The following is a 20,089-nucleotide window of genomic DNA, read 5'->3' as shown; positions in this document are numbered from 1 at the left end:
TCTCTTTTTAGTTTGTCCCATTCTGGACCTCTTTCATAAACAGTAAATACCGTCCACGAAAGTGGTTACAGATCAGCGGCCGAAGCGTAGCGTAGGCCGTCCCGCAGAGGCCCGAAGGGCCGGCGCAAACTGCCTGTGTTTGTTAGTGCTGATGTGCTTGCTATTCATCCGGATACTCGGAAAGGTATAGCTTTATGCCTAGCTTAGACATTATGGACATGGCACGAACGCTCAAAATTGCCCCGCCTCCACACGCGTTTTCTCGCATGCTAAATCCAATATCTGCTATGTAGCTTGATGAAGGTAGCTTCTCTTCATTATTTATAAGCCATTTTTCTAGGCTCTCAATCTGCGCGGGAAGCTCCCACTCTCCTTTTGCAATCCAAGCGATATTCTCATTATCGGATTCACGTTTTACGTAAATTGACAAACTTGAACTCCTAGTGCAAAAACGCCCGGCACACGCGCCGGTTTGGAGCCGCGAAACGGCGGAAAAGCGGTCGCCGTGATGCCGCTTGTTAGCTGGACTGACGCCACAACTTAGATCTGAATTCCTCAGGTATTTCTTGTTCCCATGAGTCGTTGATTCCCATAGATTCGAGGGTATCAAACCACAAGTCTCTTTTGCTCTCGGGCAGCTTCGCACCACACCAGGGGCAGTTATTTATAACTAATTGACTGATGCCATCACCATGAGGAATTGAATACTCATCGAACTTTTCACTGTATCGAATAGCGGCATCGTCACAATCCTTCGGATCTGGATGTTGCTCACAGTAAAACTCAGCATACTGCGCCATATGCACACAGGGGTAATCAGTGACCTTCACGCCCCTCTTTTCAAGAGTTGCAGCGAGAGCTGCATCGGCACATGCTGAGCACGAATGAAGATGATCTAGGGCATTCGCTTTAAAATCCTCACTCACAGTAGCGCGGTCGCCTTCGATCCAATACTTTCTGAATTCGGTACAGTCCATAAAACTCCAGGCAGCTAACGCAGAGCTAAGCGGCGGCTGAAAGCCGTCCGGTGGACGGCCATCAGGCCGGGAACGTACTTAAGCGCTTGGTTAAGTGATCGGGTAATCACGGAGGTAAACCTCATATTGCTGATTCGTGCATACAGGCCAGCGACCGTCTGAAAACTGAAACAAAAACAATCCATTTTCAATCAGCGAGGCGTCTAAGGTGTTCATCATATAACGGACGCCGTTGTTTGATGCTTGAGCAGTCTCAAGCCAAAGAATTGTTCCTGAGCTTCCCTCACTGTTGGTTAATCGAAACTGAGCATGGTGAGCAACGCAGTTCTTAGGTAGCCGATAATCAAACCGCACAGCCACTGCCTGCGAGCTTCCTGGCTGACTCAACAGGAAAACATTGGAAAATGGGCAATCCGCCTTTCCCACGTGTTCAGGCATCAACCTAACCGGCAGCTGATATCGGCCGGACTTAGGTTTAACGAATGGTGATAGGAGTCTCCAGATATTCATCTTCACTTAACGCCCGGAACAGGGGCGACCAATGCTATGCACGTTTTGTGCGAAACTGGGAGCGCAGCGACCCGCACAAAACGTGCATAGCGTTGGGCGTCCCGCGGAGGCCCGCAGGGCCGTAGCATCCTGCTTGCGTTTGTTATGTGAACTCCCCTGCACGCTACAAGGCTCCTAGCCACAGAATAAAAATGGCATAAATGGGGATTAGGGCCTGTAGTACCAGCCCAGCTTTAACTGAAATACGTAAAGCAACCCCTGGGACCAACAGACTAATTGAAGCAAATAGTGAAACCCAGCCAATAATTCTACCAACGCTATGTGGGTCCTGCCGATTAGGTTCTAAGACGCCGTTGAGTGCAAGCCAAGCAGCTATGGCCATAAGCGTAATGCCAAAAGCGATTTCAATAGCAGATACATTTTTTATTATTTTTGAACTATGCATCTCGTACTCACATAACGCCCAGCGCAGGCGCAGCCAACGCGGAGCGCCTTTTGTGTTAATGTTTGAGCGACAGCGAGTAACACAAAAGGCGCGTAGTTTTGGCTGTCGCTCTGCCGCTGCTTGTTAGGCGCTGACACCTAGATTGATAGGAAAAGATTTGCGTAACCTGAGTTTTCATTTAGAAAATCGCGCAAACCTGCTAAATACTGTCTAAGTGGCTCCTCAGGAGCACCATGAAATTCTTCAATTTTTGACCACCTGCCAATTACCCCAGATATTTCGTCGTCATTCAGGCTCTTAATCTTATCCTGGAGCGCTTGAGGGAATGACAAAATGAAGGCACCCCCTTCCGGCGGATGAACGGGCTGGAACCCCTTCATTAACTCCTTATACGAAGAGACACCTAGAAGTTCACCAAGTTGAGATAGCGGGATCATGTCGACATTTTTTGCGTTAAACCACTTGCCGTACGAATACGGATCGTCACTATTCACAACGTCCTCAGGGTCATTTCCTTCGAGGAATACTACATCTGAAATTGGCACTGATCTCTCCTTTTATGTACGCCTAACAGTTTTATTCAGAAGCCAGTGGCTCTATATCTATTCGGCTCTTTATCTCGCAGGAAGGCCGCAATAGCAAACCAAAATGCCCAGTAAAATCAAGCCGATAGCTCATCTTTAAATAGCGTGGGCTTGTGTTAACGAGCCATTGACTCATGTAGACAAGAATCCAGCAGGCTCTTTAACGCTGCCAGCTTCTGAAAAAAGCGACACAGAATCAATAAGTTAGCTGGCGCCTGGGGTTGTTCATGAGCCTATGGCTTCTGAACACGGCACTGATTCAGGCAAGCGGACGCAAAAAACCCCGCACGGGGCGGGGTTTGCTGGCGCAAATGGTACTTATGTGCGGCTAGCTGGAATCAGTGCTCGGTCGGCACGCGTCCCAGGTCGCCTTCCATCTCGGTGGCCAGGAAAGACATGACCACCCAGGCGGCCACGTTCTGCTTCAGGTTCTCCGGATCCACCTTGTCCAGCGTGTCGTTGGGCGTGTGGTGGTAGTCGAAGTAGTCGGTGCCGTCCTGGTACAGGCCGAAGGCCGGTACGCCCTGGGCCACGAATACGCTGCTGTCCGGGCCGCCAGAGGACTTGTTGTTACCGCGTTCGATACCCAGCGGGGCCAGCAGCTGCATCATCTGGTCGGCGATATCGAACCTGGTTTCCGGCAGGCGGGTGTCGAAGCGCCAGATCTTGCCGGCACCGAAGTCGGACTCGGATACGGCGATGATGTTGTCCAGCTCGTCCTGGTGGGCCTCGACGTATTGCTTGGAACCCACCAGGCCGATTTCCTCGGCACCGTACAGGATTACCCGCAGGGTGCGACGCGGGCGCTGTGGCAGCTCGGCGATCAGGCGCGCGGTTTCCATCACCACGGCTACGCCGGCGCCATCGTCCAGCGCACCGGTGCCCTCATCCCAGGAGTCCAGGTGGGCGCCGATCACCATCACCTCTTCCGGGTTCTCGCGGCCGGTGATCTCGCCGATCACATTGAACGAGGGGCCGTCTTCCAGGCGCTGGTTGTGCACGTCCAGTTTGACCTCTACCGGCTTGCCCCGCTCCAGCATGGCTTCCAGCAGGTTCGCGTCCGGCGCGGACAGGGCCAGTGCCGGCACCGGGCTTTCCACATCCTTGATCGACATCATGCCGGTGTGCGCGAAGCGGTCGGAGTCAGTGCCCACAGAGCGGATCATCAGGGCAGCGGCGCCCTTCTCGGCGGCGTTGCGCATACCCTGGCTGCGACCACCGACAACCGGGCCATAGCCCTCACCGGTACGGGTGCGTTCCATGCGCTTGTTGATAAAGGCGATCTTGCCTTTCACCTTGCTGGCCGGCGCCTTCATCAGCGCCTCCACATCCGGGAACTCGACGATCTCGGCGGTAATGCCACCTTCTGGGGTGCCCACGGAGTAACCCAGGGAGGTCACTACCAGGGGCTGCGGAAAGGGCGCGGTGACGCGCGCATGGGCATGGCCGCGGTTCCAGCGCGGCACCTCGATCTGCTCGGTGTAGACGCGGTCGAAACCCAGTTCCTTCATTTTCTCCTGGGCCCAGGCCACGGCGCGGCGGTCACCGGCGGAACCGGCGGGGCGCGGGCCCACTTCCACGGTCAGGGACTCGACGATGCTGTAGGCATCGGAGGATTCCAGGGCGCGGTCACGCAGGACTTCGGCGACCGACAGGTCTTCATCGGAGAGCGGCGCGGCGTGCAGTGCGCTGACCGCAAGGGCCGCGACCAGGCCCCCGGTCAGGGACAGCAGTGGTTTCAGCATGTGGTTATCCTTGGTTACTTCTTCAGGTTGTTCTCGGATTCGTCAGTCAGTAATTGCTCACGTACGTCGCGCAGGCGATCCAGCCCGGCCTCCGTGAACAGGTAGGGCATCTGCCCGGTATATTCCTCTTCCTCGATCTCGAGGCATTGCAGGCGAAGGGCTTCCAGCTCCGGGTCGTGGCGCATCGGGTAGCCGGTCAGCACCCGCCACTCATTGTCGTCCGCCTGCCCCGTAATCACGTCCTCCAGCCCCCGCACAAACTGTTCCCGCTCCATGCGAAAGCGCGGGGTGCGCATATGCATCAGGCCCCAGAATATCAGCGCGAAGGTTACAAATGAAATCAGCAGGGTCAGTACCACCGTCATACGGCGCTCTCTCCGCTTATCCGAGGTTGTCGACCAGCAGTCGCGCCGCCACCGCGATGGTGGCCAGGATGATCACCGGGCGCACCAGCTGCGCCCCCCGCGCGACCACCAGGTTGGAACCCAGCCGGGCCCCCACTGCCTGGGCAGCGGACATACACAGCGCCAGCCACAATAGCAGATGCCCGCCAGCCATAAAGATCACCATCGAGGTGGCATTGGTGGCCAGCACCAGCGGCTTGGTGTGGGCGGTGGCCCTGCGCATGTTGTATCCCAGTAGCGCGGCGAACGCCAACGCGTAGAACGATCCCATGCCGGGCCCGAAAAAGCCGCCGTAAAAGCCGATGCCCCCACCCACAAACAGGTTGAAGGTGCCGTTGCGCATCCGCGGCTGGGAATCCACGTCGGCAATACGCGGTGAGAAGGCAAAATACACCGCGATGGCAATCAGCAGGATCGGCAACAGGACCTGCAATTGTTCGCCACCCAGCCGGGTAACGCTCCAGGTACCCAGCGCCGCGCCGCCGATGGCGGCGAACAGGCCCGGCCACAGCGGCCGCAGGTCCAGGTGGCCCTTCTGGAAGTAGTTGATCGCCGAAGACAGGGTGCCGAACACGCTCTGGAACTTGTTGGTGCCCAGGGCATCCAGCGGCGGTATGCCGGCCCACAGTAGTGCCGGCAGGGTGATCATGCCACCGGCGCCGGCGATGGAGCTGATAAAGCCCGCGGCAAAGGCCACGGCGGACAGTATCAGGTAGGTAACAAGTGAGAGTTCGCTGCCTAGTTCCGCCACGGTGCTTGAGGGTCAGTTGCCCTCGATAAAGTCGGTCTGCTTTTCCGGCCGGCAACCCTGGTACTTGCTGAAACGACGCTGGATCTCCTGCATGTCGGTCTCCAGGTCGCCGGTTGGCCGGTACAGGGAGTCCACCTTGATGCGCTTGTTGGGGAAGTCCCAGGCAATCAACAGGATGGACACGTCCGCCGCGTAGGCGATGCGCAGGAAGCCGGTCTTCCACTTGGCCACCTTCTTGCGCGTGCCCTCGGGGGTGATCGCCATCCACATCTTGTCATTGTTGCGGTAGGCCTTGGACATCTGCTGGGCCAGGCCGCGCGGCGAACTGCGGTCGGTGGGCAGGCCGCCCAGCCACATGAACAGCCGCTTGAAGGGGAAGAAGAACGCCTCCTTCTTCATCATGAAGGAGATTTTGACCCGCAACGCCAGGATCATTGGCATGGCCACCACAAAATCCCAGTTGGAAGTGTGGGGGGCCAGCGCCACCATCAGTTTCTTTTCCGCGGGCAGGTCGCCGTCGAAACGCCAGCCGATCAGCCGGATGAACCACAGGCCGATGCCGCGGGTGAACCCGTTGCCGATCCGGGGGACCTCTTCCGGAATATTCTCAGGGATGGTGCTCACTTTATTGTTCTCTCGCGTTACTGGCTGTTCGACCTTCATTGTGCGTTTCTCTTTCGATTATCCCGCGGCGTCAGTGCTCGCGGGTAGCGTAGAAGCGAATTTCCGGGTAGCGCTCCTCGGCCAGCTGCAGGTTGACGCGGGTGGGCGCCAGGTAGGTCAGGTGACCGGAGCCGTCCAGCGCCAGGTTGGTGCTGGCCTTGCGGCGGAAGTTTTCCAGCTCCTTGGCACTCTCGCTGTCCACCCAGCGGGCGGTGTGCACGTTCACGTTCTCGTAGATGGCTTCCACCTTGTACTCGTCTTTCAGGCGATACGCCACCACTTCGAACTGCAGCACCCCCACGGCGCCGACAATGATGTCGTTGCTGTCCAGCGGGAAGAATACCTGGGTTGAGCCCTCTTCCGACAGCTGCTGCAGGCCCTTCTGCAGCTGCTTCAGCTTCAGCGGGTCCTTCAGGCGGATGCGGCGGAACAGTTCCGGGGCGAAGTTGGGGATACCGGTGAACTTGAGTTTTTCCCCCTCGGTGAAGGTATCGCCGATCTGGATGGTGCCGTGGTTGTGCAGGCCAATGATATCGCCGGCAATGGCCTCTTCCACATGGGTGCGGTCGCCAGCCATGAAGGTCACGGCGTCGGCGATCTTCACGTCCTTGCCAATGCGCACGTGTTTCATTTTCATGCCGCGGCGATAGGTGCCGGAGCAGACGCGCATAAAGGCGATGCGGTCCCGGTGCTTCGGGTCCATGTTTGCCTGGATCTTGAACACGAAGCCGGAGAACTTTTCCTCGTCCGGCTGCACGGTGCGGTCGTGGGTCTCGCGCGGCTGCGGGCCCGGTGCCCATTCCACGAAGCCGTCCAGCATCTCGCGCACGCCGAAGTTGCCCAGCGCGGTGCCGAAGAACACCGGGGTCAGTTTTCCGGCCAGGTAGGCCTCCAGGTCAAACTCGTGGGTGGCGCCGCGCACCAGCTCGATTTCCTCGCGAATCTCGTCGGCGTACTCCCCCAGCAGCTCGGTGGCCTCCTCCGAGTCCAGGCCCTTGATCTGGATATCCTCGGGAATGGTATGGCCCTGGCCCTGCTTGAACACGTGAATGGTGTCGGTATACAGGTTGTAGACGCCCTTGAAGTGCTGGCCCGAGCCCAGCGGCCAGTTGATCGGTGCGGCCTGGATATCCAGTACTTCCTCGATCTCGTCCATTACCTCGATCGGGTCGCGGATATCGCGGTCGAGCTTGTTGATAAACGACAGGATCGGCGTGGTGCGCAGGCGGCAGACGTTCATCAGCTTGATGGTGCGGTCCTCCACACCCTTGGCGCCGTCGATCACCATCAGCGCCGAGTCCACCGCGGTCAGCACCCGGTAGGTATCCTCCGAGAAATCCTCGTGGCCCGGGGTATCCAGCAGGTTGACCGTGCGATCCCTATAAGGGAACTGCATGACGGACGAGGTCACGGAGATACCCCGCTCCTGCTCCATGGTCATCCAGTCCGAGCGGGCGTGCGGGCCTTTCTTGCCCTTCACGGAGCCAGCCAGCTGGATCGCATTCCCGAACAGCAGCAGCTTTTCGGTCACGGTGGTTTTACCGGCGTCCGGGTGAGAGATGATGGCGAAGGTGCGGCGGCCGCCAATGCCCGCCAGGGAGGAACTCTGGCCCATAATTTAGAAAATCGACTCGACGTCTGTACAAAAACAAGGCGCGCATTATACACGGCCACGGGCATGAAAGAGACCGGTCCGCTACACTGCGCGTTTTCCACAGGCATGAGCAACACGGGATTTCGGAGGCTGCATGAGTAGTGAACGCTTACAGGCACTGCGCGGGGAACTGGCACGCCAGCAGGTACAGGGGTTCCTGGTGCCCCGCGGCGACGAGTACCAGAACGAGTATGTGCCCGCTTCCGACGAACGGCTGGCCTGGCTGACCGGCTTTGACGGCTCCGCGGGCCTGGCGGCACTGGCCGGTGAGCGGGCGGCACTGTTTGTGGACGGCCGCTATACCATCCAGGCACAACAGCAGATCGGCGACCAGCCTATCGAGCAGCAGGACCTGAACCAGGAGGCCATCGCCCGCTGGCTCTGCGATAACCTCGGGGCCGGCGATGCCCTCGGTTACGACCCGCGCCTGCATACCGAGCCGGGGCTGGCGCCCCTGGCCAGGCGCCTGGCGGAGCGGGACATCGAGCTCCGGCCGCTGGAATCCAACCCCATCGACGACGCCTGGGCCGAGCGGCCGGCCACACCCTGTGGGGCCGCACGCCCCCACCCGGAGACCTTTACCGGCGAGGACTCCGCCAGCAAGCGCCGGCGAATCGCCGAGCTGCTGGCGGACAAGCCCGTCGACGCCCTGTGGGTGGCCAATCCGGAGGTGTGCGCCTGGCTGTTCAATATTCGCGGCGACGATATTCCCCACCTGCCGGTCGCCCTGTCCTGCGCCCTGCTCTACCGCGACGGCAGCGCCACGCTCTACCTGGCAGAGGCAGCCGCCGGCGATGCGCTGCGCCGGCACCTGGGCAGTGATGTGAGCCTGGTCCATGACAAGGCGGCGCTGTTCGACGCCGCCCGGCGCCAGCATGTGGCAAAGGTATGGGTGGACCCGGGGCTGGCCAACTGCTGGACCCTGCAACAGCTGCGTGCCCGGGAGATGGAATTGCTGCTCGAGCGGGACCCGATAACCGCCGCCAAGGCGCGCAAGAACGCCGCCGAGCTGGCGGGGTCGCAGGCCGCCCACGAGCGCGACGGCGCCGCCCTGTGTGAATTCCTGGCAGAGTTGCCGGAGAGAGTCGCCGCCGGCGATTTTGGTGAGCTGGAGGCAGTGCAACTGCTGCGGGAAAAGCGCGAGCAGCGCGAGGGATTTGCCGATGACAGCTTCGACTCCATCTCAGGCTATGGCCCCAACGGTGCCATTGTGCATTACCGGGTCAGTCCCGAGTCGAGCCTCACCCTGAAGCCCGAGGGCCTCTACCTGATCGACTCCGGTGGCCAGTACCCGGACGGCACCACCGATGTCACCCGCACGGTGCCGCTGGGGGACTTCCCCGAACACGCCCGCGATCACTTTACGCGTGTGCTGAAAGGGCATATCGCCATCGCCAGCCTGCGCTTTCCCGCCGGTACCTGCGGTGAGCAGATCGATGCATTCGCCCGCAAGTCACTCTGGGATGTGGGGCTGGACTACGCCCATGGCACCGGCCATGGTGTCGGCAGCTTTCTCAGTGTGCACGAGGGGCCGCAGCGGGTCGGCAAGGTGAGCACGGGCGTGGCCCTGCAGCCGGGTATGATCCTGTCCAACGAACCGGGTTTTTACCTCACCGGCCAGTACGGTATCCGTATCGAGAACCTGATCTACGTGAAAGAGAGTGAGCGACACCCGGGTTTCCTGGAATTCAGCGAGCTTACCCTGGCGCCGATCGACCAGCGCCTGGTGAACCGCGACCTGCTGACGATGCAGGAACTGGAGTGGCTGGACAATTATCACCGGCGCGTGCGGGAGACACTGATGCCGCTGGTAAACGGGAAGACGCAGGCCTGGCTGGAGGAAGCGACGCGCCCGCTTGCCTGAGCGCCGGCCGCGGCCACCCCGCTCCCTCAGTGGGCCTCCAGGAAAGGCACCAGTTGACCCAGCACCCGTTCACTGCTGATCGGGTCAAACGTGTGCCCCATGCCCGGGATGGCAACAAAGGCCGCCCCGGGAATTTTCTCTGCCGTGTCGCGGCCGTGGGCTACCGGCAGCAGCGGGTCCGCGGCACCGTGGATCACCAATGTGGGGACGTCAATTTCCTGCAGGAGCGCCGAGCGATCGCCACTGGCGACGATCGCCTCGAATTGCCGCACCATGCCCGGGCCGAAGCCGCCGCGGTTGGCGACGCGCTCGACTCTCTGCCGGGCATCGGCTTCGTCGAAGTACTTCGGCGATCCCAGCGCGCGGGATATCGCGACCCCCTTGTCGATTCTCTGCGCCCGGGTCGGCGCCTGCTCAGCGGCACTGGCCAGCGCCTCCAGCGCCGCCGGCTCTGACTCCGGCAGCCCCGGTGCCCCGGAACTGGACATGATGGAAGTCAGGCTGCGCAGGCGCTGCGGATGCTCCACCGCCATTACCTGGACAATCATGCCCCCCATGGAGGCACCCACCACGTGGGCACGCTCTATGTCCAATGCGTCCATGAGGCCGGCGGCGTCCGCGGCCATATCCCCCAGCGTGTAGGCAGGATCCGGGTCCAGCCCCACCTTGTCCTTGACCATGGTCCACCAGACCGGCGGCGCCGACAGCTCGTAGAATTTTTGTGACAGGCCGGCATCGCGGTTATCAAACACTACAACCCGGAAACCGGCATCCAGCAGCCCCTGCACCAGGGTGTCGCCCCAGTGCAGCATCTGCGCCCCCAGGCCCATCACCAGCAATACCGGCTCCCCGTCACGGGGCCCCATGTCCTGGTAGGCAATGGCGACTTCATCAATGGCGGCGAAATGGATCGGGTGGCGATCAAAGGGATTATCGGCCCTGTCATTCTTATCGGCGGCGGCCGGCGACGCCGCACTGGCCAAGCTGAGCAGCAGGGCACCGCAGAGTAGTATCAGCCTGCGCATGGAATCTCTCCTTTTCTTTTTATTGTCCGTGTTTATTGTCCGTGGTTTCGGCACAGCCCGGCGGCCGCCATCACTGGGCCTGCAGTTGTGCCTCGCTGTATTCGTGTTCCTCCACCGTGCGACGCAACCACCACCAGGCCAGTGTGCCCAGCGCCAGGTTGGAAGCCGCCGTGGCAGCAAATAAGCCGGTAATGCCCCACACCTGGTTACCCAGCCACGCCAGGGGCAGGTAGATACCCAGCACGCGCAGGAAGGAAATCAGTGTGGCCGGCAATGGCCGCCCCAGGCCATTAAAAGAGGCGTTGGCGGACATGACAAATCCGTAGCCGGCATAGCTGAACGGTACCAGCGTCAGGTACGAAATCGCGACTGCGATCACGGCATCCGAGTCACTGAACAGCTGTACCAGGGGCCCCGCAGCAAAAAACAGCACCAGCGCCAGCAGCAGGCCGAACCCGATGCAGAAACGTGCCAGCACGCTGACGGTCTCACGCATCCGCGCCACCTTACCCGCGCCCGCGTTCTGCCCCATAAACGGCCCCACGACAGAGGACAGCGCGTAGAACACGATCAGCGCCAATGGCTCAATCCGCAGGGCCACCCCCAGACCGGCCACCGCCTCCGCGCCATGTACCGCCACCAGCGCCACTACCACACCACCGGCCATCGGGATAATGACATTGGTGGCGATGGCCGGCAGCCCCACCTTGAGCACCGTGCCCCACGACTGCAGCAGGGCAGACGGACGCAGCTGCGGTGCCGCCAGCAGGTTCTCCTTGCGGATCAGGAAATAAAGGGCGGCGACAAAACTCACCCCGCGGGCAATTACCGTGGACAGGGCCGCGCCCTGCAGCTCGAGCCGCGGGAAACCCAGCAGGCCGAAAATCAGCAGCGGGTCCAGCACCAGGTTGAAAATCGCCACCGCCACCATGATCCGGCCGGTGACCCAGCTGTTGCCGATAGCCCGCAGGGCCGAGAGGCAAACCATGGGCACCACCGCGAAGGTCGCGCCCAGGTACCAGGGCACCATATAGTCCGCGATCAGCGGCAGCATGCCCTGTTCCGCCCCCAGCAGCCGGAACAGTGGCTTTATCGTGATGAGTCCCAGCGCGCTTACGGCCAGTGCCACCAGGAAAGCCAACAATGCGGCGTCGGTCACCAGGCGGCGCACCTGCTCCAGGTCGCCCGCGCCGTAAGCGCGCGCCACCGCCGAGGAAGTCCCGGCCCCCAGGCCGATGGCAAAGGCGTTGATCACCATCACCACCGGGAAGGTAAAGCTCATCGCCGCCAGCGGGGCGTTGCCCAGCTGTGCCACGAAGTAGGTATCCACCACATTGAAGGACATGGTGGCGAGGATGCCCCAGACCATGGGGAGTGCCAGGCGCTGCAGGTGTCCCGCAACGGAACCTTCGAGGAGGGAGGGATTTTTGCCGGTTAACGCCATGAAATACTCTGGACGCGGCAGGCTGCAGGCCGCCGCGGATACATTGGTTTACGATGAATGCCGGTATTCTAACAGTGTCTCGCCATCAGGCGCCGGTGGTACTCGGCGAGATGCCCTGACGGAGAGATTATTGCCAGGCCCTCTGAAGCGCGCGGCTCATCAGGATGGCATCCTCGCGACCGCCGCCGGCAGCGGGATAGTAATTGCGGCGCACGCCGTCCTCGACGAACCCCAGCCCCGCATAGAGGCCGCGGGCGGCCTCGTTGGAGGCACGCACGTCCAGCAGCAGTCGGCTGGTGCCGTCCGGGAGGCGGTCGATAACCTGTTGCAGCAGGGCGCGGGCGATGCCACGCCGGCGCCAGGCGGGAGCCACCGCCACGTCGAGGATCTCCGCCTCGTCAAACAGTTGCGAGACCACGCAGCAGGCGATCGGCTCGCCCTCTTCGCTTTCCAGCAACCAGGTGGCATGGCCGCCCTCGAGGCTGTCGCGGTACTGGCGCTCGCTCCAGGGATGACTGTGGGCGCTGCGCGCCAGCTCGGCCAGTGCGGCGCAGTCGGCGTCGCAGGCCGCTCGCAGCCGTGCACCGGCGACCGGGAAATCGGCGGGAGGATTCACCGGCTGCGGGTCTGCTCGGGGTAATTCTGCTGCAGCAGCTGCCAGACATCGCGCTTGCGGCCGGGCTCGCGTAGCAGTTCGCTGAGGCTGGGCAGGGCCAGCAGGCGGATACCGTTCCAGCTGCCGGCCTGTTCCTCATCGCCATTGAAGGGAACCGGGGAACAGAACTGCTGCGCCTGGGAACCCATCAGCCAGATGGACTTGACCGGGCGGCGCGCACTGGCGGCCTCCAGCCAGCTGGCACAGGTATCGCGGGCATCGCTGGCTGCGGCCGGGCCGGCAAAGCGGTTTTCTGCCAGCGGCCACCGCAGCCGGTCCTGCTCGCGGGGCAGCTCGTGCCAGCCCAGGGCGCGGACGATATTGTTGAACAGGGCCTCGACGGGTAGCGCCGCTCCGGGCTCACGGCTGTCCACGGCAAGTAGCTCGTCGCCCAGCCACCAGCAGCTGAGGACAAACGGGGCCACCTCCTGGCGCGGTGGCGCCAACTCGGTGGGACGCGCGGGAGCAGGCTCAACCCGGGTCTGCCGGGTGATGTCGCCGACCTCGCGCAGCACTTCCGGCTGCGGCGCCGGCTGCGGTGCGGGGGAAGGTACAGGGCCGGCATCCACCCCGGCGGCGGTAGCCCGCTCTGCCGAGGCCTCCATCAGCTGGGCGGCCGAGCGCGGCAGCGGGCTGTTGACCCGCCGGGACTCTCCGTCCGGTTCTGCTGGCGGCAACAGTGCCTGCCGCGGCTCTGGTGCCAGCGGCATTACAAAGCGCGGCATATAGCTGGTTACGCCCAGCGCCTGCAGGTATTCCGCGCGATGTCGTTCGTGCATCAGACGCCCTTTCTCTTGCTCTCTCCACTGGCGAGCAAGTTTAAGGCATCCAGGTAGGCCTGTGCAGAGGCCACCAGAATATCGGTGTCGGCGCCGACACCATTGACCAGCCGGCCGTCGCGCTCCAGGCGCACGGTCACGCTGCCCTGGGAGTCAGTGCCCTGGGTAACGGCGTTCACGGAATACAGTTTCAGGTCCGCGGCGCTGTTCACCACTGATTCAATGGCCTTGAAGGTGGCGTCCACCGGGCCGCTGCCATCGGCTTCCGCCTCGACCTCATTGCCATCGATCAGGATCTGCATCTGGGCCCGCGGCCGGTTGCCGCTCCGGCTGTGCACATCGATGGAACCGAGCCGGTAGCGCTCCACCGGCTCCTCGGCTCCGGCAATGATGGACTGCAGGTCTTCGTCGAAGATCTCGTGCTTCTTGTCCGCCAGGTCCTTGAAGCGCTGGAACACCACCTGGAACTCGGCCGGGTCGTCAAAGCTGTGACCCAGCTCCTCGTAGCGGGCCTTGACCGCGGCGCGGCCGGAATGCTTGCCCAACACCAGGCGATTGTTGCCCCACCCCACGTCCTCTGCGCGCATGATCTCGTACGTCTCGCGGTGCTTGAGTACGCCGTCCTGGTGGATACCGGACTCGTGGGCAAAAGCGTTGGCCCCCACAATCGCCTTGTTGGGCTGCACCGGGAAACCGGTGATGGAGGAAACCATACGTGAGGTGGGCACGATATGGCTGGGGTCGATGCGGGTCTCCACCGGATAGAGGTCCTGGCGGGTCTGCACCGCCATCACAATTTCCTCCAGCGAGGCATTACCGGCTCGCTCCCCCAGGCCGTTAATGGTGCACTCTACCTGGCGCACGCCGTTCATCACCGCGGACAGGGAGTTGGCCACCGCCAGGCCCAGGTCGTTGTGGCAGTGGGTGGAGAAAATCGCCTGGTCGGAGTTGGGCACATTCTCGATCACGCGCCGGAACATGGCACCGTATTCGCCCGGCTCACCGTAGCCCACGGTATCGGGAATATTGATGGTGCCGGCGCCGGCGGCGATCACCGCCTCGATAATGCGGTACATGAAGTCCGGCTCGGAACGGCTGCCGTCCTCGAGGGAGAACTCCACATCGTCGGTAAACTGGCGCGCGTGCTTCACTGCTGCCACCGCCTGCTCCAGCACCTTTTCCGGCTCCATCTGCAGCTTGTACTTCATGTGGATCGGCGAGGTGGCGATAAAGGTGTGGATACGGGAGGCATTGGCCTTTTTCAGTGCCTCGCCGGCGCGGATGATATCCGGGCCCACCGCACGCGCCAGGCTGCACACGCGGGAGTCTTTCACGGTCTCTGCGACTGCCTGAACGGCATCGAAATCGCCCTGACTGGCGATGGCGAAGCCGGCCTCGATGACATCCACGCGCATACGCTCGAGCATCTTCGCGATGTGGATTTTCTCATCTTTGGTCATGGACGCGCCGGGGCTCTGCTCACCGTCGCGCAGGGTGGTATCGAAAATGACTAATTTATCTTTTTTAGTGTTCATCAGGCTCTCTCCAAGCTATGGCCCGAGGCTAAACAGCCGCTCACAGGCTGTCTACGCATTGACCAACAATAAGTGTGGAATTCTGTGGGACGGGGAAGGAATAAAATTATCTGCCGCCGCCGGGCAGTCGCAGCGAGAAAGCTAGGGCGCGGTAGAGATGCCAGGATTTGAAGTGATTGGTAAACATGACCGTCAGGACGCTGTGTTAACAGCCCGCATTATGCGCCGCCCCTCCCCAGGGGTCAACAACCATCCTAATTATGCGATAAAAAGCAGGATCATAAAGGATGAGCATCCTAAAACTATAAACTATTCAGGCATGTTTACCTCGCTGTAGCTCGAAGCGAGTGCCGCCCCGCTCCCGTGAAGTCACGGGGAGTCGCCAAGCTTTTCAAGGAATTGCCACAACCGGCCGCGCAGCGATGCCACTTCCTCTCGGGTGACTGCCGAGGACTCGAGCTGTTGCTCCACCCAGTGCCGAGCGCGGGGCTTCAGTGCACGGCCACTATCGGTAACCGCGACCAGGGTTACCCGCTCGTCACGGGGGGCCCGCTGCCGGCTCACCAGGCCGCGCTGCTCCATGCGCTTGAGCAGGGGCGTCAGTGTGCCCGAGTCGAGCATCAGGCGCCGGCCCAGGGCGCCGACACCGGAATCCGGGGATTCCCCCCGGGCGGCCGCGGCATCCCACTCCCACAGCACCAGCAGTACCAGGTATTGGGGATAGGTAAGGTCCAGGTCCCGCAGCATTGGCTGATAGGCGCGAGTCATCGCCCGGGAGGCCGCATAGAGGGCGAAACACAGCTGGCCATCCAGCGCCAGCGGGTCCTGGCCACCACAGGGGAATGACGATCCCTCTGTGCCAGGCTGGCTCACAGCAGCGCCTCGATTTCGGCCTCCAGCGCTTCCGGCTTGTCCTTGGGTGCGAAGCGCTTCACCACCTGCCCGTCGCGATTGACCAGGAACTTGGTGAAATTCCACTTGATACGCTCGGTCCCGAGAATGCCCGGCGCCTGCTTCTTGAGTTCACTGAACAGGGGGTGCGCATCGGGACCATTCACCTCCAGCTTCGAGTACAGGGGAAAGGAGACCCCGAAGTTCAGCTCGCAAAATTCCTGGATCTCATCGTCGGTGCCGGGCTCCTGGCTACCGAACTGGTTGCAGGGAAAGCCGAGCACCTCCAGCCCCTGGTCGCGGTATTTCTCGTACAGGGACTGAAGGCCCTTGTACTGCGGGGTAAAACCACACTTGCTGGCAGTGTTGACTACCAGCAGCACCTTCCCCCGGTGCTCCTCCAGGGATGTTTCGCTGCCATCCTGGGCCGTAACGGGAATATTGAAGAGATCACTCATGGCGCATCCTCCTGTTTGCCTGACGCTGAATTCCATGCGGTAAGCCGCTATATGGATTGCAGGCAATTTAATTGTGCACAATGTAAATTGCAAGGGCCCCGCCAATAGCTGCTGCCCGGGAAAGGGGATTGAGCCTTGAGTTGGGCCTCGCGGGGGTTTATCGTGAGAATAATTATCAATAATATTCGCACCCTGTGTTTTCTTTATTTCTTCTTCTGGAACGGATGACATCCATGCGCACCATCGCCCGGCAGCTCCTGCTATGGCTGCCCTTCACCCTGCTTGCTTTCAATGTCCAGGCACAGCCTGCCGCTGGCCTCAGCGAGGCGGAGCTTCGCCAACTGATGCAAATGGCGGAATATATCGGCGTCGACTACCCGGAAGCGGTGGCAGACGGCGAGATCGTTAACACCGGCGAGTACACCGAAATGGAGGAGTTCGCTGGTATCCTGCTGGAGCAGAGTGCGCGCCTGGCGCCCTCTGCCGAGGCAAAAGCAATCGGCGCCGAGGCCACAGCCCTTCAGGGGGCCATCCGCGACAAGGCAGACCTGGCCACGGTGAAAAAGCATACCGCTGAGCTGCGCCGCGGACTGCTCGCCATTTCCCCCCAACTGTCCCTGCCAGCTTCGCTGCTCGATCGCGCCGACAGTAAAGCACTGTACCAGGCACAGTGCGTCGCCTGTCACGGCGCCACCGGTATGGGGGACGGTCCGCTGGCGGGCGGGCTCGAGCCGCCGCCCACCAACTTCCATGACCGCGAGCGCGCGGAGAACCGATCGGTCCTGGGCCTTTACGATGCCATCAGTAACGGTATCGATGGCACCGCCATGGCCTCTTTCAGCGGCCTTACCGATCAACAGCGATGGTCCCTCGCTTTTTACGTCGGTAGCCTGGCATTCGCCGACGCTGATCCCGGGGCGGCCGCGGATACAGCACTGACAATGCAGGACCTGGTGATGTACAGCCCCGAGGTACTGCACGCGGATCGCCCGGGCCTGGAAATGGCGGAGATCGCAGCCCTACGCGCCAACCCTGCAGCACTGTTCAAACAGCGCAGCGACTCACAGGGCACCACCCCGCTGGATACCGCCCGCAAGCAGCTGCAGGCGGCACTGTCTGCCTACCGGGACGATGACTACCAGGCCGCCCGGACCCTGGCCGTAAGCGCCTACCTGGACGGCTTCGAGATGGTTGAAGGAAGCCTCGACTCCCATGATGTCGAATTGCGCAGGTCCATCGAGCAGCAACTGCTTGATCTCCGTGCGCAACTGTCAGCCGACAGCGAACCCTCGCAGGTGGAGCTGCAGGTTGCTGCAATCCTGGCCCAACTCGAGCTGGCCCAGTCGGTACTGGAAGATGGTGGTCTCTCCAATGCGGCACTTTTTATTGCCAGCCTGTTGATCCTGCTGCGCGAGGGCCTGGAAGCACTGCTGGTGGTCATCGCCCTGACCACCATCCTGATCAAGACCGGCCGCAGCGACGCCCTGCGCTATATACACTTCGGCTGGGTTGCGGCCTTTGTTGCCGGCCTCGGCACCTGGCTGGCGGCCCAGCAGCTCGTCACCATCAGCGGTGCAAGCCGGGAAGTAATGGAAGGTGTTGCGGCACTGGTCGCCGCTGCGGTGCTGTTTTACGTGGGCTTCTGGATGCACAGCAAAACCCGGGCGACGGACTGGCAGCGCTATATCCAGGCCAGCATTGATCGCAGCCTCAGCACCGGCGCGCTGTGGGGACTTGCTGGACTCGCATTTATCGCCGTCTATCGCGAGATCTTCGAAACCATCCTGTTCTACCAGGCACTGCTTGCCCAGGCTTCCGGTGGGCAGGGCGGTGTCCTGTGGGGAGGCGTTGCCGGCGGTGCCGCACTGCTGGCGGTAACCGGCTGGTTGATGGTGCGTTATTCGAAGCGCCTGCCCATCGGCAAGTTCTTTGCCACCACCACGTTTATCCTGCTGGCGCTGTCCTTTGTACTGGCCGGCAAGGCCATTGCAGCCCTGCAGGAAGCCGCCCTCGTCAGCATGACACCGATGCCTGTCAGCTTCTCCTTCGAGTGGCTGGGTATTTACCCGACCTGGGAGGGTGCTGGCCTGCAGCTTGTTATAGTGCTGCTGTCGCTGGCCCTTGTGCTCCGCGGTGCGCGCCAGGCGCAGGCGCCAGCGCCGGCACGGGGATAGCGCCCGGGGCAGTATCTGCCCGAATACATGGCCCCTCAGGTAAATCCCCGCTGTGCCTCAGCGGGGATTTTTTATCGCCGCCCTTCAGTCAAACAGCCGACTCCCCCCACCTCGTTACCCCGCCCCCAGTATTCACCGGCAACCGTTATTACAGCCTCTTACAGCTGGTTAAGCTCCCGCCGTAAATATCGTATCGTGCATAGGGTTACGGCTCTTCGGCCCCCACCGGGCCAGGTAGTGAACCCGCAACTGTATCTGGAGACCTGCAATCAAGAGAAAGGAGCCAGGGTGCCATGGCGTCTGTACGGCTGGCTGTCAATGGACAGACCGATATTGGGCTATTCAGGGAAGAGAATGAAGACAGCATCTGTTACCGGGAAGACCCCGACTACCCGTACGCCTATGTAGTCCTGGCCGACGGTATGGGCGGGCACCGCGGAGGCTCGCAGGCAAGTGCCATTGCCACCGAGACTGTCAGCAAGTGCCTGGACAATATGATCACAGGGGACTTCCTGGCCACCCCATCCAGGCAGCAGGAAGAAGCCATTCGCACCACTTTGCTCAGCGCCGTCCACTCTGCTAACCAGCGCATTATCGATGCCAAGGCAATTACCCCCGAATATGCGGAAATGGGCACAACAATTGTTGCGGCAGTGGTTCTGCGGGAATTCCTGGTTGTCGCCCACGTCGGGGATTCCCGGGCCTATCTCTGGACCGGCCAGGGCATCCAACGCCTCACCCGTGATGACAGTTTCGTACAGGAACTGATTGACAGCGGCCAGCTGACTGAAGAGGAGGGGCGCCGCTCCAGATACCGCAACCAGATTACCCGCGCCCTCGGAATCAGCGCCTCGGTCACTCCCTCAATCAGTTGCCGGCGACTATCCGGCTACAACCTCTTACTGCTCTGTAGCGACGGGCTGACCGACTACCTGGATGACAAAAGCCTGGCGCAGATTCTCGACTCGCAACGACCCGCACTGTCATGCACGCGCCGCTTTATCGACGAGGCCAACCGCATGGGCGGCCGGGACAATATCAGCGCGGGCATGATTGAGTTCCAATGTGAGGCAGTCTGACAGCGTTGCTGCAGGTGCCGTTTGCCCTGCTTGAAATGTTGCGGCGCGCAGGGAAGCGCCCAACCTACCGGATTCATCCACAAATCCTGTGCATAGCAACCGCTTCAATTACTGCAGCTGCGGTTACCAACAGAAGGACTGGATAGACCTGTGAATAAGCTATGGGCAGCGGCGTCCTGGCACGCTCTCCCGTCCACTTCAGCAGATAGGGTAAAAATACGCCGGTAAAATGTGGAGCGCCCGACGGTTTCTGCGGTTTATTCACGGCCCTTGCAATCACTGCTTCTGCAGGCAAATAAAAAAGCCCAGCCGCGATAGCGACTGGGCCTTTGAATCAGAGACTCTATGCAGCGGCTAGGCACCTCGCAGTCGCTATCCATGGCGGCGGCAACTGTTTGTTGGACCAGGCCCAAATCACCATGAGCTTTCTGCGAAGCAGAAACAGGTCATCG

At 61.2% G+C, this 20,089-nt stretch carries 20 protein-coding genes; 3 read left to right on the top strand and 17 right to left on the bottom strand.

The window, feature by feature from the left end; all coding sequences use genetic code 11:
• Positions 1-160: 160 nt before the first annotated feature.
• The 10 genes from LVD11_RS16810 to LVD11_RS16765 form a co-directional block, all read right to left on the bottom strand.
• On the bottom strand, positions 161-430 hold the full coding sequence (locus LVD11_RS16810) for a hypothetical protein (RefSeq protein ID WP_237060859.1): 270 nt from the start codon (positions 428-430) through the stop codon (positions 161-163).
• Between the two features lie 88 nt (positions 431-518).
• Entirely contained in the window at positions 519-977 is a 459-nt protein-coding gene (locus tag LVD11_RS16805) for a DUF6980 family protein (protein ID WP_237060858.1), read from the bottom strand.
• Positions 978-1,067: 90 nt separating this feature from the next.
• Entirely contained in the window at positions 1,068-1,415 is a 348-nt protein-coding gene (locus tag LVD11_RS16800; RefSeq protein WP_237060857.1) for a hypothetical protein, read from the bottom strand.
• A 235-nt stretch (positions 1,416-1,650) separates the two neighbouring features.
• Positions 1,651-1,932, bottom strand: coding sequence for a hypothetical protein (locus tag LVD11_RS16795; RefSeq protein WP_237060856.1), 282 nt, complete (start codon positions 1,930-1,932; stop codon positions 1,651-1,653).
• Between the two features lie 137 nt (positions 1,933-2,069).
• Positions 2,070-2,477 (bottom strand): hypothetical protein, encoded by a 408-nt coding sequence (locus LVD11_RS16790; RefSeq protein ID WP_233005849.1) that lies wholly within the window; start codon positions 2,475-2,477, stop codon positions 2,070-2,072.
• A gap of 377 nt (positions 2,478-2,854) precedes the next feature.
• Positions 2,855-4,261, bottom strand: coding sequence for a M20/M25/M40 family metallo-hydrolase (locus LVD11_RS16785; protein WP_237060854.1), 1,407 nt, complete (start codon positions 4,259-4,261; stop codon positions 2,855-2,857).
• 14 nt (positions 4,262-4,275) lie between these two features.
• Positions 4,276-4,626, bottom strand: coding sequence for a hypothetical protein (locus LVD11_RS16780; RefSeq protein ID WP_237060852.1), 351 nt, complete (start codon positions 4,624-4,626; stop codon positions 4,276-4,278).
• 16 nt (positions 4,627-4,642) lie between these two features.
• Entirely contained in the window at positions 4,643-5,416 is a 774-nt protein-coding gene (locus LVD11_RS16775; protein ID WP_237060851.1) for a TSUP family transporter, read from the bottom strand.
• Positions 5,417-5,428: 12 nt separating this feature from the next.
• Positions 5,429-6,040, bottom strand: a complete 612-nt coding sequence (locus LVD11_RS16770) for a lysophospholipid acyltransferase family protein (protein WP_237060850.1) — start codon at positions 6,038-6,040, stop codon at positions 5,429-5,431.
• A gap of 70 nt (positions 6,041-6,110) precedes the next feature.
• Entirely contained in the window at positions 6,111-7,694 is a 1,584-nt protein-coding gene (locus LVD11_RS16765) for a peptide chain release factor 3 (protein ID WP_237060849.1), read from the bottom strand.
• Between the two features lie 133 nt (positions 7,695-7,827).
• On the opposite strand from LVD11_RS16765, the gene LVD11_RS16760 reads away from it, so the two are divergent.
• Entirely contained in the window at positions 7,828-9,597 is a 1,770-nt protein-coding gene (locus LVD11_RS16760; RefSeq protein ID WP_237060848.1) for an aminopeptidase P family protein, read from the top strand.
• A gap of 26 nt (positions 9,598-9,623) precedes the next feature.
• Here the strand turns inward: LVD11_RS16760 and LVD11_RS16755 are convergent, their stop codons facing one another.
• From LVD11_RS16755 to LVD11_RS16725, 7 genes are all read right to left on the bottom strand, one after another.
• Complete coding sequence (locus LVD11_RS16755) at positions 9,624-10,622, bottom strand: alpha/beta fold hydrolase (RefSeq protein WP_237060847.1); 999 nt, start codon at positions 10,620-10,622, stop codon at positions 9,624-9,626.
• 70 nt (positions 10,623-10,692) lie between these two features.
• Entirely contained in the window at positions 10,693-12,066 is a 1,374-nt protein-coding gene (locus LVD11_RS16750; protein WP_237060846.1) for an MATE family efflux transporter, read from the bottom strand.
• A 127-nt stretch (positions 12,067-12,193) separates the two neighbouring features.
• Complete coding sequence (rimI, locus tag LVD11_RS16745) at positions 12,194-12,682, bottom strand: ribosomal protein S18-alanine N-acetyltransferase (protein WP_237060844.1); 489 nt, start codon at positions 12,680-12,682, stop codon at positions 12,194-12,196.
• Complete coding sequence (locus LVD11_RS16740) at positions 12,679-13,500, bottom strand: uracil-DNA glycosylase family protein (RefSeq protein ID WP_237060842.1); 822 nt, start codon at positions 13,498-13,500, stop codon at positions 12,679-12,681. The genes rimI and LVD11_RS16740 overlap by 4 nt, the downstream gene beginning before the upstream one ends.
• Positions 13,500-15,035 (bottom strand): 2-isopropylmalate synthase, encoded by a 1,536-nt coding sequence (locus LVD11_RS16735; protein ID WP_237060840.1) that lies wholly within the window; start codon positions 15,033-15,035, stop codon positions 13,500-13,502. Before LVD11_RS16735 ends, LVD11_RS16740 begins: the two co-directional genes overlap by 1 nt.
• Before the next feature lie 369 nt (positions 15,036-15,404).
• Positions 15,405-15,908, bottom strand: a complete 504-nt coding sequence (locus tag LVD11_RS16730; RefSeq protein ID WP_369413329.1) for a MarR family winged helix-turn-helix transcriptional regulator — start codon at positions 15,906-15,908, stop codon at positions 15,405-15,407.
• The gene (locus LVD11_RS16725) at positions 15,905-16,384 is read right to left on the bottom strand and encodes a glutathione peroxidase (RefSeq protein WP_237060839.1); all 480 of its coding nucleotides are present in this window, start codon (positions 16,382-16,384) and stop codon (positions 15,905-15,907) included. The genes LVD11_RS16730 and LVD11_RS16725 overlap by 4 nt, the downstream gene beginning before the upstream one ends.
• A 233-nt stretch (positions 16,385-16,617) precedes the next feature.
• Here LVD11_RS16725 and LVD11_RS16720 point away from each other — a divergent pair, with 233 nt between their 5' ends.
• Both LVD11_RS16720 and LVD11_RS16715 read left to right on the top strand, forming a co-directional pair.
• A complete protein-coding gene (locus LVD11_RS16720; protein ID WP_237060838.1) occupies positions 16,618-18,558 on the top strand; it encodes a cytochrome c/FTR1 family iron permease in 1,941 nt (646 codons plus the stop codon).
• Between the two features lie 293 nt (positions 18,559-18,851).
• A complete protein-coding gene (locus LVD11_RS16715) occupies positions 18,852-19,637 on the top strand; it encodes a Stp1/IreP family PP2C-type Ser/Thr phosphatase (RefSeq protein WP_237060837.1) in 786 nt (261 codons plus the stop codon).
• Positions 19,638-20,089 lie beyond the last annotated feature (452 nt).

The organism is Microbulbifer sediminum, from assembly GCF_021729035.1.
Taxonomy (GTDB): domain Bacteria; phylum Pseudomonadota; class Gammaproteobacteria; order Pseudomonadales; family Cellvibrionaceae; genus Microbulbifer; species Microbulbifer sediminum.
This window is presented reverse-complemented; position numbering and strand designations above follow the sequence as displayed.

What these genes read in the sequence shown, in the direction of transcription:
- LVD11_RS16720 (WP_237060838.1), top strand. Translation starts at nt 16,618, where the DNA reads ATGCGCACCATCGCCCGGCAGCTCCTGCTATGGCTGCCCTTCACCCTG.
- LVD11_RS16755 (WP_237060847.1), bottom strand. Translation starts at nt 10,622, where the DNA reads ATGCGCAGGCTGATACTACTCTGCGGTGCCCTGCTGCTCAGCTTGGCC.
- LVD11_RS16715 (WP_237060837.1), top strand. Translation starts at nt 18,852, where the DNA reads ATGGCGTCTGTACGGCTGGCTGTCAATGGACAGACCGATATTGGGCTA.
- LVD11_RS16740 (WP_237060842.1), bottom strand. Translation starts at nt 13,500, where the DNA reads ATGCACGAACGACATCGCGCGGAATACCTGCAGGCGCTGGGCGTAACC.
- LVD11_RS16735 (WP_237060840.1), bottom strand. Translation starts at nt 15,035, where the DNA reads ATGAACACTAAAAAAGATAAATTAGTCATTTTCGATACCACCCTGCGC.
- LVD11_RS16780 (WP_237060852.1), bottom strand. Translation starts at nt 4,626, where the DNA reads ATGACGGTGGTACTGACCCTGCTGATTTCATTTGTAACCTTCGCGCTG.
- LVD11_RS16750 (WP_237060846.1), bottom strand. Translation starts at nt 12,066, where the DNA reads ATGGCGTTAACCGGCAAAAATCCCTCCCTCCTCGAAGGTTCCGTTGCG.
- LVD11_RS16795 (WP_237060856.1), bottom strand. Translation starts at nt 1,932, where the DNA reads ATGCATAGTTCAAAAATAATAAAAAATGTATCTGCTATTGAAATCGCT.
- LVD11_RS16805 (WP_237060858.1), bottom strand. Translation starts at nt 977, where the DNA reads ATGGACTGTACCGAATTCAGAAAGTATTGGATCGAAGGCGACCGCGCT.
- LVD11_RS16760 (WP_237060848.1), top strand. Translation starts at nt 7,828, where the DNA reads ATGAGTAGTGAACGCTTACAGGCACTGCGCGGGGAACTGGCACGCCAG.
- LVD11_RS16785 (WP_237060854.1), bottom strand. Translation starts at nt 4,261, where the DNA reads ATGCTGAAACCACTGCTGTCCCTGACCGGGGGCCTGGTCGCGGCCCTT.
- LVD11_RS16725 (WP_237060839.1), bottom strand. Translation starts at nt 16,384, where the DNA reads ATGAGTGATCTCTTCAATATTCCCGTTACGGCCCAGGATGGCAGCGAA.
- LVD11_RS16800 (WP_237060857.1), bottom strand. Translation starts at nt 1,415, where the DNA reads ATGCCTGAACACGTGGGAAAGGCGGATTGCCCATTTTCCAATGTTTTC.
- LVD11_RS16765 (WP_237060849.1), bottom strand. Translation starts at nt 7,694, where the DNA reads ATGGGCCAGAGTTCCTCCCTGGCGGGCATTGGCGGCCGCCGCACCTTC.